Source organism: Pseudomonas pohangensis (assembly GCF_900105995.1).
GTDB lineage: Bacteria > Pseudomonadota > Gammaproteobacteria > Pseudomonadales > Pseudomonadaceae > Aquipseudomonas > Aquipseudomonas pohangensis.
The window spans coordinates 931271-944144 of record NZ_LT629785.1; the positions used below are offsets into that span (position 1 = coordinate 931271).

The following is a 12874-nucleotide window of genomic DNA, read 5'->3' on the forward strand; positions in this document are numbered from 1 at the left end:
CGAATGACATCATACTCGTCGGGCAGCGGCAACCGTGACCGTCCACCGTAACGACATGCTACCTGTGGGAGTGCTGCCCTTGGCACAAGCTTGAAAGTTTTCGCGGCGAGGCACCGCTCCCGCAAAAGCGCTCATGGCAAGGTGTCATTGAGCCGCAGTGGATTAAACGCGACAACTTGCTTGTTATGAAACCTGCGTAACATGGGCCTTACTCCGTGTAACTGCGGTCGCATAGAATCTGCCTTTAATATTGTAAATGACCCGGCAATAGCCCCCATGATCGACCTGCACAACCACCTGCTTCCCGGCATCGATGACGGGGCGCCTGATCTCGACACCGCGCTGGAGCTGGCGCGCATCGCCGTGGCTGATGGCATCACGCATCTGGTGTGCACGCCACATATTCATCCGGGGCGCTACGACAACACGCCGGCGACCATTCAGGCCGCCCATGGGCAGTTTGTTGCAGCACTGGCGCAGGTGGGTATCCCGTTACAGGTCGCCACGGCGGCGGAAGTACGTTTCGGTGCCGAGCTGATGCAGGGCATTGCCCAGGGCAGCATTCCGTTTCTGGGCGAATGGCAGGACAGAAAGGTGCTGCTGCTGGAGTTCCCCCATGGCGAGATTCCGTTTGCCGCCGAGCGCATGACCGACTGGCTGTTGCAGCGCAATATTCTGCCGATGATCGCCCACCCGGAGCGCAACAAGGGCATCATGCGCACACCGTCACGGCTCAAGCCGTTTATCGAGCAGGGCTGCCTGCTGCAGGTGACGGCCGGTTCGGTGGCCGGCAGTTTTGGCCCGGCCGCCCAGGCCATCGCCCATGACCTGCTGCAGCAGGGGCTGGTGAGCATTCTGGCTAGCGATGCGCATAACGTTGATTATCGGCCACCGATTCTGACTGACGGCTTGCAGCAAGCCGCTCAGCTGATTGGCGAAGCACAGGCTGAGGCACTGGTGCTGCAAACGCCCTGGCAGATTGCTCAGGGCCATTTTCAGTGAGTGCTGTGCTTGAATCTTCGCGCACCGGTCTGGGCCAGCGGCTGATGCGGCGGCGGATTTCGGCATTGCTGGCAGGGCTGCTGGCCATCGGGCTGCTGCTGTTTGGCGGACGTCTGCTGCTGGCGGGGATTGCCGATTATCAGGCCGAAGCCTTTCTCGACGCCTGGGAGACCACAGCCAATGAGCCGGACGCACGCGCCTGGGATATCGCCCATGCCGCCGCACAGCGCGCCATCAACCTGTATCCGGTGGCCGACGGTGAACGCCTGGATCGCTTGGGCCGTATCTACAGCTGGAAACAGTTCCGCCAGCCGTTTGCCGCACCGGCTGCACAGGCTTCGCGGCAGGCCGCGCTGGATGCCTACCGCGCTTCGGTCAGCGCCCGCCCGACCTGGCCGGATAGCTGGGCGCGACTGGCCCACGCCAAGCTGTATCTGCAGCAGTTCGATGACGAGTTTGCCCATGCGTTAACCCAGGCCTTTGCCCTGGGGCCGTGGCGCATCGCGGTGAACCGCGAGCTGGTACAGGTCGGCCTGATTGCCTGGCCGCATCTGAGCACCGATCAACGTCAGGCGACGCTGGAGTCGGCACGGCGGGTGGCAGCCTTTAGTCCGGTTGAAGCGCAACAGCTACTGCAACTGGCAGGGCAGACCGGCACCCTGCAGCAGGTCTGTGGGGTGCTGGATAGCGAGAAGCCAGCGGTGGAATGCCAGCACTGAAGTTGCCACATCCTTTGTGGGAGTGCCGATCCGGCACGAGCTTTTGCTCTATGTTCATATCCCGGTGCTGGCTTAATCGCGGCGAGTCGCCGCTCCCACTGGTTCGGTACTCCATTTCGGTTATATGTTTGTGTGGGAGCCACGACTTAGGGGCGAGATTTGTATCCAATGGAAAAGGATTTCCATATGCCAGAAATACGCAAGGGTTCTTCCCGTCTGCTGCGCAAGGGCCGCTTTTCACAATCCGGGCAAATTTACCTGGTGACTACTGCTACGTTGCAGCGCAGGAAAGTGTTTGCAGACTTCGAGGCAGCCAGACTTCTGGTCAACATACTGAGAATCGAGTCCGCTTCTGGAAGCTGCAAAACCCTTGCGTTTGTAGTGATGCCGGATCATTTGCATTGGTTGGTGCAGCTTGAGCAGGGGGCGTTGTCAGTGGTGGTTGGCCGGGTCAAGTCAATTTCGGCCAAACGCCTTGGTCGGCCGGTGTGGCAGGACGGATTTCATGACAGGGCGTTGCGCAGTGATGACGATTTGCCGGCGTTGGCCCGGTATGTCGTTACTAATCCGTTAAGGGCGGGGTTGGTGAAGCGAGTCGGGCTCTACCCGCATTGGGATGCTGTCTGGTTGTAGGCCTGTTTTGTGGAGTAGATTTTGTGGGAGTGCCGACCCGGCACGAGCTTTTGCTTTATATGGATTGATTGGCGCTGGCTTTATCGCGGCGAGTCGCCGCTCCCACAGATGCTGCCTCTCCCACAGCTGTCGCCGTACCTACAGTTTTTACACCGGTTTCTCTTGCGTGGTGTCTCTTGTGCGGATGGCTGTGACTGCCGGCCAGCACGGCGATGGCGCAGAGGATGATCAGCGTGGCGGCGTTGGCCGGGATCTGCAGGTTGAAGTCGGTGCCGGAGTGGATCAGCAGGGCGATGATGCCCATGGCTGCCCCGAAACCCACGCCGCTGCGATACACCGACTGGCGTTGCCACAGGGCGCGCAGCGCATGCCACAGCGCCAGCAGCATGAAGGCGGCCAGTGGCAGGCTGCCGAGCAGGCCATACTCGATGCCGAACTGCAGATAATCGTTGTGGGCGTGGTCGAAGCGCAGGCGAATATCGGCGCCCGGGTATTTCGGGAAGGCTGCCTCGAAGCTGCCGGCGCCCTGGCCGGTCAAGGGTTTTTCAAGCAACAGCGGGTAGGCATAGGCGAACACATCCGGGCGGTCCTCGGTGGACTTCTGCACCACCACGCCTTCGACCACCACATCGCGCAGTTGCGTGTTGACCAGCCGGTCTTTCAACTGCTCAAGGCCGAAGTACTGGCTGATGATCAGCACGTCGATCAGGATGATGCTGCCAAGGATCAGGCTGTTGCGCAGGCGGTGCTGTTTTTCGATCAGCACGAACAGCCCGCCGGTGAGCAACAGGCTGATGAAAAAGGCGCTGTTGCCGGTGCGCGAACGGGTCAGCACCAGCGCAATGACCATCACCACCAGTGCCAGGCGCAGACGGGCTTTCGGCCCCAGCAGCAGCTCCAGCAGGTTCACCCAGCTGAATGGTCGCCCATCGCGCAGGGCCAGCATCAGGCCGATGCCGCAGGCCAGGGTCATTTCCAGATAGCCGGCCAGGTGGTTGCGGTTGATGAAGGTGCCGCTGGCCACGCCAACGCCGCTGGTCTTCGGCCCGACCAGCAGCCATTCGGTACCCGACAGGGTCATGAACGAGCCCCAGAACGCCTGCAGTGTGCCGCTGACCACCAGCGTGCCGAGCAGCAGGCTGAGGCGCTTGCGGGTGTGGCACAGGCTGACGCAGAGCATGAACAGCAGGCAGTAGCCCAGACCCAGCAGCAGGCTCTGGAAGGTCGCGCCGCTGTCGACACTGAGCCCGCCAAGCCACTGCACGGCTACCCACAGTTGTGCAGCCAGCAGCAACAGCACCATCGGCCGTGCCGCCTTCAGGGTGTTCTGGCTGTGGTGCCCGAGCAGGCCGCGCCAGCGCGCCCAGGCCCAGCCCAGTCCGAGCACGCCGATACCCAGCAGCAGCACGCCGATCGCCCAGTCGCGGTTGCTGCCCAGCGGCAGAGGCAGCCACAGCAGCAGCAGGAGTAGACCGGCTACGAGAAAGCGTTCGGCAAGACTGCTGGGTTGAGGCATTGCGGGGCTGGTCCGTAGCGGCATGGGTTTACACGTGGTGGATTGTAGGGGCTTCTGCGGGATGGCTGTAACCCCGTACGGTGCAGGGGTGAGCTTGATCGATACAAATCGAATAAATAGATATTTATGCAGGATTAATTGCGCTATTCATATTTGTTTTGTAGATGCAATATCGCTGCCTACCGATCAAACACGATTTTCAGGAGGCTCCATGAATACCCGGGTAGTCCAGCAGATTCTGCCGGCACGCAGCAGCCGTGATGGCGATGGCGTGCGCATCCAGCGCGTGGTGGGCCAGCGTCAGCACGATATGGATCCATTTCTGATGCTCGATGAAATCCGTTCGGATGATCAGGCCGATTATGTCGGCGGCTTTCCGCCTCACCCCCATCGCGGCATCGAAACCCTGACCTACATGCTCTCCGGCGGCTTTGTGCATGAAGACGATTTCGGCAATCGCGGCGAGTTGCGCAATGGTGGCGCGCAATGGATGTCCAGCGGGCGCGGCATCATTCACTCGGAAATGCCGCTGATCCATGAGGGCCTGCTGCACGGTTTCCAGTTGTGGATCAACCTGCCGGCGGCGCACAAGCTGAAAGCCCCGGAATACCGTCAGGCCACGGCCGAGGAGCTGCCGCTGATCACGCTGGAAAACGGCGCAACGCTGCGTGTGTTCGGCGGCAGCTGGCAGCTTGATGGCCGCACGCTGGGTAGTCCGCTGGACAGCATGGCAGCAGCGGCGCGCAGTCTTGATTTGCATCTGCCGGCGGCAACCGCCTTGCGCCTCGAATTGCCGGCCAGTGACACCTTGCTGGCCTATGTCTACGAGGGCGCGCTGGAGGTCGGCTCGACCATCCAGAAGGGCCAGCTGGTGCGCTTCAGCACGGGCGAGCAGGTCACGCTGACTGCAGGCAAGCAGGGCGTGCGCCTGCTGTTGCTGGCCGGCACGCCGCTGGGCGAACCGATTGTGCAGCACGGGCCGTTCGTGATGAATACGGAAGCTGAAATCCGCCAGGCAATCGCCGACTACCATGCTGGTTCACTGAGCAACACCCATTGATTGCGACATTACTCACAAAGGAGCTACACCATGCAATTGCAGAAAATTCTCGCTACTGATAACTCGCTGGCCGGCCTGGTGCTGCGGGTTGGCCTGGGCCTGGCGCTGATCCCGCATGGCGCGCAAAAGCTGTTCGGCTGGTTTGGCGGCCATGGCTTGCAAGGCACTGGGCAATGGATGGAGTCCATCGGTTTGCAGCCGGGCCTGTTGATGGCTGCGCTGGCCGGTGGTGCCGAGTTCTTTGGCGGGCTGGCGCTGTTGCTCGGCCTGCTGACCCGTCCGGCAGCCGCTTTGACTGCCTTTACCATGCTGGTGGCGATTTTCAGCGCGCACTGGAGCAGCGGGTTCTTCCTCGCTAACGGCGGCTACGAGTACGCGTTCGTGCTGCTGGTTGCGTCGCTGGCGCTGCTGATTTCCGGAGCCGGACGGCTGTCGCTGGATCGCCTGCTGGTGCGCAGTGCGTAAGATTGTGTAGGGTGGGCTTCAGCCCACCATTGTTCAGTCGGGCAGGGTAGTGGTGGGCTGATGCCCACCCTACGATTACTCTGTGAAAGCGACCGAATCGGCCTGCTGATCAGGACATGATCACCGGGCCGCCAACCTTGATTGCCCGCTGGTAAGCCGGGCGTTTCACCAGGCGCTCGCGGTAGGCCTGCAGGTGTGGATACTGGCCGGCAGCGCTGCCACGCGCCAGGGCGGCTTCCACGGCAAAGCTCATCTGGAAATCCGCCACCGTGATGTTGTCCCCGGCAAACCACTTGTGACTGGCCAGATGCTGGTCCATGAACGCCAGCGCAGTGTTGACGTTCGGATCGACCAGTTTCTGCTGAACCTGCTCGCAGAGCTTGCGGGCGATCGGTCGCACAAAGAACGGCATCGGCTGGGTCGGGATGGTGGTAAATACCAGCTTCATGACCATCCAGTTCATCAGCGAGCCCTCGGCGTAGTGCATCCAGAATCGGCACTGCCGGTGTTCTTCGCTGCCGACAGGCGGGTTCAGCTTGGCCAGCTCCTTCTTGCCCAGATCGCCATAGGTTTCCACCAGATATTCGAGAATCGCCCCGGATTCGGCGACGGTGATTTCACCATCGGTAATCACCGGCGACTTGCCCAGCGGGTGGACGGCTTTCAGTTCCGGCGGTGCCAGGCGGGTTTTCGCGTCGCGCTGGTAGACCTTCAGCTCATAGGGGATTTTCAGTTCTTCCAGCAGCCACAGGATGCGCTGCGAACGGGAGGTTTCCAGGTGATGAAGAGTGAGCATCGGGCAAGTCCTTGGGGTGTTGAAGTTGGAATTCATTGATCGGGCATGATTCTGTTCAGCGGCGCATATATGCAATATGCGTGTTGGGTAAAATCCGTGGGCTTCAGCCCACCGCACTCCAGTGCAATTGTCTTGGTGGGCAGAAGCCCACCCTAGGCCCACCCCGCGTGGCTGCTGCTGTGTCAGAGCACGCCGGCCTTTTTCCAGGCCAGATAGCGGCTGACCAGTTCCGGGCCGAGCTCTCCGGGGCGTACGTCCAGCAGCGGCACGCCATGGGCGAGCAGGCGTTCGTGCAGGCTGCTGCGCGCATTCAGGTAACCGACAGTGCCACAGTAAGCCAGCGCCTGGTCGAAATTTTCTACCGGCTGCTCGCGCAGCTGATCGAGAACCTCCTCGCGCAGGCTGGCGAGCAGCACCCGATGCTGGCGGCCCAGGCGCTTGAGCGCGGCCAGCAGTTCCTCGTCCTCGTCGTCGCGCAGGTTGCTCAGCACCACCACCAGCGCCCGGCGCTTCTGCCGCGCCAGCAACTGGCTGACTGCCGCCGCGTAGTCGGCCGGGCGCTGGCTGCTGTGCAGGTCGTACACCGTATTGAGTAGCGCGGTGAGTTGCGCCGGGCCCTTGGTCGGGGCGAGAAAGCGCGGTTGTTCGCTGGCAAAGGTGCTCAGACCGACGGCATCGCCCTGGCGCAGGGCGACATAGGCCAGCAGCAGGCTGGCATTCAGCGCGTGGTCGAAGTGCGACAGCTCGCCGTCCTGGCTGCGCATGCGCCGGCCGCAGTCGAGCAGGAAGATGATCTGCTGGTCACGTTCGTCCTGGTACTCGCGGACGATCGGCGTGCGTTTGCGCGCGGTCGCTTTCCAGTCGATCTGCCGCAGGATGTCGCCGTCGCGGAATTCGCGCAGCTGGTGAAACTCCATGCCCAGACCGCGACGTGGCTGCTGGCGCACGCCGAGCCGGTTGAGCCAGTCTTCCACGCCCATCAGACCGGCGCCGTGCAGGCGGGTAAAGTCGGGGTAGACGCGGGTCTGCCCGGGCAGCTCCAGCAAGCGCCGGTCTTGCCACAGGCCCAGCGGGCCGGGCAGCTGCAACTCGCAGGCAGCGAAGTGGAAATGGCCACGTTGCAGCGGGCGCAAGCGGTAATTGAATGTGCTGGACTGGCCGGGTAGCAGGGTCACTGTCCGGGGAAAGTCGTCACATTCCATGTTGGCCGGTACATGGTCGAACACGCCGATCTGCAGTGCGCTGCTGCCGCTGTGCTGCAGGCTCAGGCGCACCTCGCTCCAGCGCCCCAGCGGCAGGTTGCCGTGCAGTTCGCGGCTTGCCGTGGGCGTTGGCAGGCGGCGCAGCAGCAGGGCGTCGACCAGGGCGATCAACAACAGGCCGCACAACAGGCCCCAGCTCAGCGGGGTGAGCAGTCCGGGCAGCTCGATATCCAGCAGCGGCAGAGTGCCGAGCAGGATGGCCAGTCCGGCGACCAAAGCGGTCAGGCCGAGCAGGCGGCGGGAGGGTTTCAGGGTGGTGGAGTTCAAATGAGCCGGCCTCTGCTGATGAGCTGGCTCGCAACACTTTCTTCGATATTTAACCGCCACCTGTAGCTCTGTGCCGAGGAAAGCGCATCGTCCCGATACACGCGCCCCGGCAGCTCGGTGCTGTTATAGGCAAACATCCTGAACAGGCTCATAAGCGCGGTGCCGGCACCTGGTTGATCAACTGCTGCAATACCTGATCCACCGTCAGACCCTCGATATCCAGTTCCGGCGACAGGCGCACGCGGTGGCGCAGCACCGCCAGCGCGCAGCCCTTGACGTCATCCGGCAGCACGAAGTCGCCGCCACGCAGCAAGGCGCGGGCCCGTGCGCCGCGCACCAGGGCGATGGAGGCACGCGGGCCGGCGCCGAGGACCAGGCCCGGCCAGCTGCGCGTGGTACGCGCTAGACGCACGGCGTAGTCGAGCACCTGGGTGTCGATCGGCAGGTCGCTGGCGATCTTCTGCAGGGCCAGCACGTCCTTGGGTTGCAGCAGGGTGCGCAGCGCCGCTACATCGAGAATCTCGCCGCGTGCCGAGCGGGTCACCTGGCGCACCATCTCCAGCTCTTCGTCCTGTTGCGGGTAGTCCATGCGCAGCTTGAGCATGAAGCGGTCCAGCTCGGCTTCGGGCAGCGGATAGGTGCCTTCCTGTTCGATCGGGTTCTGCGTGGCCATCACCAGGAACGGCAGCGGCACCGGCAGGGCGCGGCCTTCCAGGGTGACCTGACGTTCCTGCATGACCTCCAGCAGCGCGGCCTGGGTCTTGGCCGGGGCGCGGTTGATCTCGTCGGCCAGCAGCAGGTGGCAGAACACCGGACCCTTGCGCAGCTTGAACTGCTCGGACTGCAGGTCGTACACCGCATGGCCGGTGACGTCGCTGGGCATCAGGTCGGGGGTGAACTGGATGCGCGCGAACTCGCCGCCGAAGCAACGCGCCAGCGCACGCACCAGCAGGGTCTTGCCGAGGCCCGGAACGCCCTCGACCAGCACATGGCCGCCGGCGATCAGGGCAGTGAGCAGATCCTCGATCACCGCATTCTGGCCGATCACTGCCTTCTGCAATTCGCCGCGCAGGGCCTGGGCCAGCTGGGTGGCACGCTGGCGGTTGGTATTGCTCTGGTTCGGCGCCGGGGCTGCGGGTTGATCACTCATGGTCGTGTCCTGTTCTGAAAATGGGTCGATGAAGGCTTCTGTAGGAGCGGGCTTGCCCGCGATAGCGAGTCGGCTGCCCTGTCGCGGGCAAGCCCGCTCCTACAGGGTTGGCGGTGCGGCCGTTGATGGTTTGGCTGGGTCCTTTTTACGCATGGCTGATTCGGGTTTGACACTACCGGCGTTGGCCCGGTCCAGACGATTACGCAGCTGCTGCAACTGGCCGACCTTGCGGGTGAAGGCCGCTGCCGCCAGCGCTTGTTTGGCCGGCGGGCGCATCAGCTGACTGATGGTGCCGGAAGTCAGCCGGCTGAAACCACCGAGCAGCTGCCACTGTTCGGCTACCGGCAAGCGCTCGAAACCGGGATGGCGGCGCTGCGCACACTGGCGGATATCCTTCTGCAGCTCCGTCAGCAGTGCCTGCTGCCCGCCATGCCGCAGCAGGAAGTCGGCGCTGCCGTGCAAGTGCTCCTGCAGTTGCCGCCGCGCGCGGCTGACCGGCGCCAGCAACGGACCCTGACGCACGCCGTGGTACCACAGGCTGAACAGGGCGAGCAGGGCGAGGGCGCTGACGGCCAGCGGGAAATGCTTGAACAGCAGGCTCAGCAGGTTCGGCCGGTCGGCACGGTAGACCAGCTGTACCGTGCTGTCCTGGGTCAGGTACCAGAGCAGCCAGGCGTTGTCGTGCAGGTCGATTTGCTGGTTTTCCCAGAGCCAGACGTCGGTCAGCACGGTGACCATGCCGGCGCCGGCATACAACTGCAGCATATGGGTGGCATCGCCACTGTTGGCCCAGGCATGGGCGCGGTTCTGGCTGTCGTTGAGGTGAAATTCGGTATCGAAGCCGACATAGGCCGGCGCTTGTTCGTCAGGCAGGTAGAGTTTGGTCAGCTGCGGGTAATGGTCGAGTGCTTGCGCATCTTCTGTGGGCAGGTCAGCGGTGCTGCTCTGCGCAGGCTGCGACGGTTCCGTTGGGTTCACGCCTGTGTCGGGGACATCCGCCCCCGGTTCGCCCTGATCCGCCTGCGGCAGGTCGGCGCTGAGAAACTGCTGGATGCCCAGCGGGTCGAGCAGCGGGTCGCCACTGGCGGCTTTTTTCTCGTCCCACAGGCGTTCGGCGACCAGCACCAGATGCCCGCCGCGACTGGTCCAGTCCATCAGCTGTTGGACGGTGTCGGCATTCATGCCCTGACGGTCGCTGAACAGCAGCAGCGTGTGGCCCTCACTGGGCAGCTTGGCCAGCTGGTGCAGGTCGTCGGTATGGGTTACCTGCAGGCCGCGCTGGCGCAGAAAACTTTCGGCGGCCAGATAGGGGTTGTTGCGCGCTTCCGGCGCCGGGCCGTGTTTGACTTCATCGTTATAGGGCTGCAGATGGCCGAGCAGCGCAATGGCCAGCAGCCCGAGCAGCAGAAACAGCCCGGCACCCAGATAGAACCTGCGCTGGCGGCTCATGCGCCACCTGCCTGCGGGAACAGTTCGCGCCAGGCTTCGCACAACTGCGGACCGGCGTCAGCGGCGGGCAGTTGATGGCCATAGGCAACTCGTTGCCAGTCGCGGGTGAGTTGCTGGCTGAACTGCTCGAGTGCCGGTTGTTCGAGATGGCGGACCAGTTGCAGTACTTCGTTTTCGGTGTGCGAGCCTTTCAATGGCAGCTGGAAGTCGTGCAGCAGATGGCTTAGCAGGCCGCGATAGAGCAGACCGAGGGCTGCACGCGGCTGGCTGGCCCACAGCTGTTCGGCACTGCCGGCGATATCGTCCGGCAAGCTGTGCGGTGCCACCTGCAGACCGAACAGCACCTCGGGGGCATCGCGGCGCGGGCGTTGCGGCAGATGCAGACGCCGGCTGAAGGTGCGCAGCCAGTCGCGGTAACGCCATAGCAGCAGGCCGACCAGACAGAACAGGCTGCCCCACAGCATTGCTTCCAGCAGCAGCGCCAGCCATTCCACGCTGCCCAGCCCGCCAAGCAGAAGCAGCAGGTTTTTCAGACCCTGCAGCCAGCTGCTGTCGCTGTCGTCCGCCGGCTTGTCGGTAGCGGCATCACCCAGCCGCCAGCGCGTGACGGTTTCACGGTTCTCGAACGGTGGCTGGTCGAGCAGGGCCTTGATCTGCTGTTGCGCCGCAGAGCTGGTCAGCTGCTGATGTTCGAGGCGCGGTTTGTCCGGGCCGAGCGGGTCGTCAAACGGAATCGGGCAAGTGCTCGGGCCGGCTTCGGCGGCCTGCAGCGGGTTGTGCGGCTGCGCCAGCAGCAGGGCAAAACCGAGCAGCAGGGCGTAGGCCGAGCCCCCCAGACGCTGGCGCAGGCGGCGGAACTGCAGTTCGATGTCCCAGGCTTCCAGTGCGGTGCGCCGGTTCAGGTACAGGCTGAAACCGCAGGCCACATACACCGGCTCCCAGACGCACAGCAGCAGGGCATAGAACAGGTTGGACAGGTGCTCCAGCCACAGCCAGTCGCCACCGGCACTGCCGAGCAGGATCTGCCAGCGCCAGTCGATTTCCATCTGTTGCGGCAGCAGCAAATACATCAGTGCCAGCAGGCCGAGCCACAGTGCACTTTCGATATGCACACCGACCACCGTCAGCCAGCTGGCGGCGCCGCTGTCGCGCTGGCCGAGTACCACCAGCCGCTGGCTGCGGGCACTGCCGGACAGACCTTCGAGTTGCAGCACCGGCAGATCGAAGCTGCGCGTCGGACTCAGGCGGCGCCAGGTCAGGCTGGCCAGCAGTTGCGGCCGCAGCAGGTCGGGCAGGGCGCGCAGTGCCTCTTTCAGTGTTGGCGGAGCGCCAAACAGGCTGCGCGAGAGGATATGCAGCGGCAGGCGCTCGAACAGCGGCTTGAGCCACCAGAACAAGGCCAGGCTCCAGAACGGCGCTTGCCAGAACAGCAGGGTCAGCAGGGCGAACACCGGCAGGGTCAGCAACGCCCAGCTGCTGACCAGCAGGCGCGCCTGCCGACGGGCCAGCAGCGTGCCGAGATCCAGCGCTTCCCAGGCACTGCGCGGGCGGATCGCCGCGTTGGCGTCAGTCAGGCGCATGGGTTGTTCGTCCGGCCAGACCCAGATAGGCCAGCACCAGCAGCCACAAGCCGGCACCCACGGCATATTTCACTGCCGGCCCGGTGTAGGTCATGGAAGACCAGTAGGCCTCGATAAAGGCGGCAAGCAACAGGAACAGCGCTGCACCACTGAGCAGGCGGATCGCCGGTTGCGCGGCCAGGCGCAGGGCTTCGCTGCGCGTGTGGCGGCCCGCTGCCAGCAAGGCCCAACCCAGTTTCAGACCCGCTGCGCCAGCCAGCACGATGGCGTTCAGTTCGAAGGCACCGTGGCCGACGACGAACGACCAGAAGGGTTCGCCATAACCGATCTGGCTCAGATGGCCGGATACCGCGCCGATCATCAGGCCGTTGAACAGCAGGAAGAACAGGCTGCCCAGCCCGAACAGCAGGCCACTGGCGAAGGTCTGAAAGGCGATGCCGATGTTGTTCATGATGTAGTAGCCGAACATCACCCAGTCCTGCTCCGAGCCGCGCTCGCCGAAGCGTCCCAGGCGGCTGGCATCCGGGTCGTACATGCTTTCCATGGACTGCACCTGGGCCGGGTCCATCACGCTGTAGACCAGTTCCGGCACCAGATAGACCAGCAGACCCATGATCAGCATGCCGCCGTAGAAGCACAGCGCCGCCGCCAGCACGAAGCGCCACTGGCTGCGCACCAGCTGCGGCAAGCCGCCGAGCAGGAAGGCAATCAGCCGTGCGCGCAGGTGGCTGCGGTGGCGGTAGAACTGCTGGTGGCCGCGCAGGGTCAGTTGCTGCAGGCGCTCGATCAGCCGGTTGCTGTAACCGCGCGCCTCGGCCAGCGCCTGTTGCTGGCAGATCTGCCGGTAGTCGCTGGCAAAGGTTTCGCAATCCTTGCCACTCAGCTTGCCGCGTTCCAGGGCCGCAAGCTGGCGGGCAAAGCGTTGCCAGGTGGACTGATGGCGCTTCTCGAAGGATGCCTGTTTCATGCCGGCGC

At 63.7% G+C, this 12874-nt stretch carries 12 protein-coding genes; 5 read left to right on the top strand and 7 right to left on the bottom strand.

Annotation, left to right across the window (positions count from 1 at the left end; genetic code table 11):
- Positions 1-276: 276 nt before the first annotated feature.
- The 3 genes from BLT89_RS04395 to BLT89_RS04405 all read left to right on the top strand — a co-directional run bounded on the left by BLT89_RS04395 (position 277) and on the right by BLT89_RS04405 (position 2354).
- Complete coding sequence (locus tag BLT89_RS04395) at positions 277-1002, top strand: tyrosine-protein phosphatase (protein WP_090193280.1); 726 nt, start codon at positions 277-279, stop codon at positions 1000-1002.
- Positions 999-1721 (top strand): hypothetical protein, encoded by a 723-nt coding sequence (locus BLT89_RS04400; protein WP_090193281.1) that lies wholly within the window; start codon positions 999-1001, stop codon positions 1719-1721. The genes BLT89_RS04395 and BLT89_RS04400 overlap by 4 nt, the downstream gene beginning before the upstream one ends.
- 186 nt (positions 1722-1907) lie before the next feature.
- The gene (locus tag BLT89_RS04405) at positions 1908-2354 is read left to right on the top strand and encodes an REP-associated tyrosine transposase (protein WP_090193282.1); all 447 of its coding nucleotides are present in this window, start codon (positions 1908-1910) and stop codon (positions 2352-2354) included.
- Between the two features lie 55 nt (positions 2355-2409).
- Here BLT89_RS04405 and BLT89_RS04410 read toward each other — a convergent pair whose 3' ends face one another.
- Positions 2410-3870 carry an O-antigen ligase family protein gene (locus BLT89_RS04410; protein WP_090193283.1) on the bottom strand — a complete coding sequence of 487 codons (1461 nt, stop codon included), beginning with the start codon at positions 3868-3870 and terminating at the stop codon, positions 2410-2412.
- Positions 3871-4081: 211 nt separating this feature from the next.
- Between BLT89_RS04410 and BLT89_RS04415 the strand changes: the two genes are divergently transcribed.
- A complete protein-coding gene (locus BLT89_RS04415) occupies positions 4082-4930 on the top strand; it encodes a pirin family protein (protein WP_090193284.1) in 849 nt (282 codons plus the stop codon).
- Between the two features lie 30 nt (positions 4931-4960).
- Positions 4961-5395 carry a DoxX family protein gene (locus BLT89_RS04420; protein WP_090193285.1) on the top strand — a complete coding sequence of 145 codons (435 nt, stop codon included), beginning with the start codon at positions 4961-4963 and terminating at the stop codon, positions 5393-5395.
- A 109-nt stretch (positions 5396-5504) separates the two neighbouring features.
- Here BLT89_RS04420 and BLT89_RS04425 read toward each other — a convergent pair whose 3' ends face one another.
- The 6 genes from BLT89_RS04425 to BLT89_RS04450 all read right to left on the bottom strand — a co-directional run bounded on the left by BLT89_RS04425 (position 5505) and on the right by BLT89_RS04450 (position 12866).
- Positions 5505-6191 carry a glutathione S-transferase family protein gene (locus BLT89_RS04425; RefSeq protein WP_090193286.1) on the bottom strand — a complete coding sequence of 229 codons (687 nt, stop codon included), beginning with the start codon at positions 6189-6191 and terminating at the stop codon, positions 5505-5507.
- A gap of 182 nt (positions 6192-6373) precedes the next feature.
- The gene (locus BLT89_RS04430) at positions 6374-7705 is read right to left on the bottom strand and encodes a DUF58 domain-containing protein (RefSeq protein ID WP_090198701.1); all 1332 of its coding nucleotides are present in this window, start codon (positions 7703-7705) and stop codon (positions 6374-6376) included.
- A gap of 163 nt (positions 7706-7868) precedes the next feature.
- On the bottom strand, positions 7869-8870 hold the full coding sequence (locus BLT89_RS04435) for an AAA family ATPase (protein ID WP_090193287.1): 1002 nt from the start codon (positions 8868-8870) through the stop codon (positions 7869-7871).
- Positions 8871-8969: 99 nt separating this feature from the next.
- A complete protein-coding gene (locus BLT89_RS04440; protein WP_090193288.1) occupies positions 8970-10319 on the bottom strand; it encodes a DUF4350 domain-containing protein in 1350 nt (449 codons plus the stop codon).
- Positions 10316-11899, bottom strand: a complete 1584-nt coding sequence (locus BLT89_RS04445; RefSeq protein ID WP_090193289.1) for a DUF4129 domain-containing protein — start codon at positions 11897-11899, stop codon at positions 10316-10318. Before BLT89_RS04445 ends, BLT89_RS04440 begins: the two co-directional genes overlap by 4 nt.
- The gene (locus tag BLT89_RS04450; protein ID WP_090193290.1) at positions 11886-12866 is read right to left on the bottom strand and encodes a stage II sporulation protein M; all 981 of its coding nucleotides are present in this window, start codon (positions 12864-12866) and stop codon (positions 11886-11888) included. Before BLT89_RS04450 ends, BLT89_RS04445 begins: the two co-directional genes overlap by 14 nt.
- Positions 12867-12874: the final 8 nt, after the last annotated feature.

Excerpts from the sequence above, each read along its gene's own strand:
- BLT89_RS04410 (WP_090193283.1), bottom strand. The coding sequence starts at position 3,870 with ATGCCTCAACCCAGCAGTCTTGCCGAACGCTTTCTCGTAGCCGGTCTA.
- BLT89_RS04435 (WP_090193287.1), bottom strand. The coding sequence starts at position 8,870 with ATGAGTGATCAACCCGCAGCCCCGGCGCCGAACCAGAGCAATACCAAC.
- BLT89_RS04415 (WP_090193284.1), top strand. The coding sequence starts at position 4,082 with ATGAATACCCGGGTAGTCCAGCAGATTCTGCCGGCACGCAGCAGCCGT.
- BLT89_RS04405 (WP_090193282.1), top strand. The coding sequence starts at position 1,908 with ATGCCAGAAATACGCAAGGGTTCTTCCCGTCTGCTGCGCAAGGGCCGC.
- BLT89_RS04450 (WP_090193290.1), bottom strand. The coding sequence starts at position 12,866 with ATGAAACAGGCATCCTTCGAGAAGCGCCATCAGTCCACCTGGCAACGC.
- BLT89_RS04395 (WP_090193280.1), top strand. The coding sequence starts at position 277 with ATGATCGACCTGCACAACCACCTGCTTCCCGGCATCGATGACGGGGCG.
- BLT89_RS04425 (WP_090193286.1), bottom strand. The coding sequence starts at position 6,191 with ATGCTCACTCTTCATCACCTGGAAACCTCCCGTTCGCAGCGCATCCTG.
- BLT89_RS04420 (WP_090193285.1), top strand. The coding sequence starts at position 4,961 with ATGCAATTGCAGAAAATTCTCGCTACTGATAACTCGCTGGCCGGCCTG.
- BLT89_RS04445 (WP_090193289.1), bottom strand. The coding sequence starts at position 11,899 with ATGCGCCTGACTGACGCCAACGCGGCGATCCGCCCGCGCAGTGCCTGG.
- BLT89_RS04440 (WP_090193288.1), bottom strand. The coding sequence starts at position 10,319 with ATGAGCCGCCAGCGCAGGTTCTATCTGGGTGCCGGGCTGTTTCTGCTG.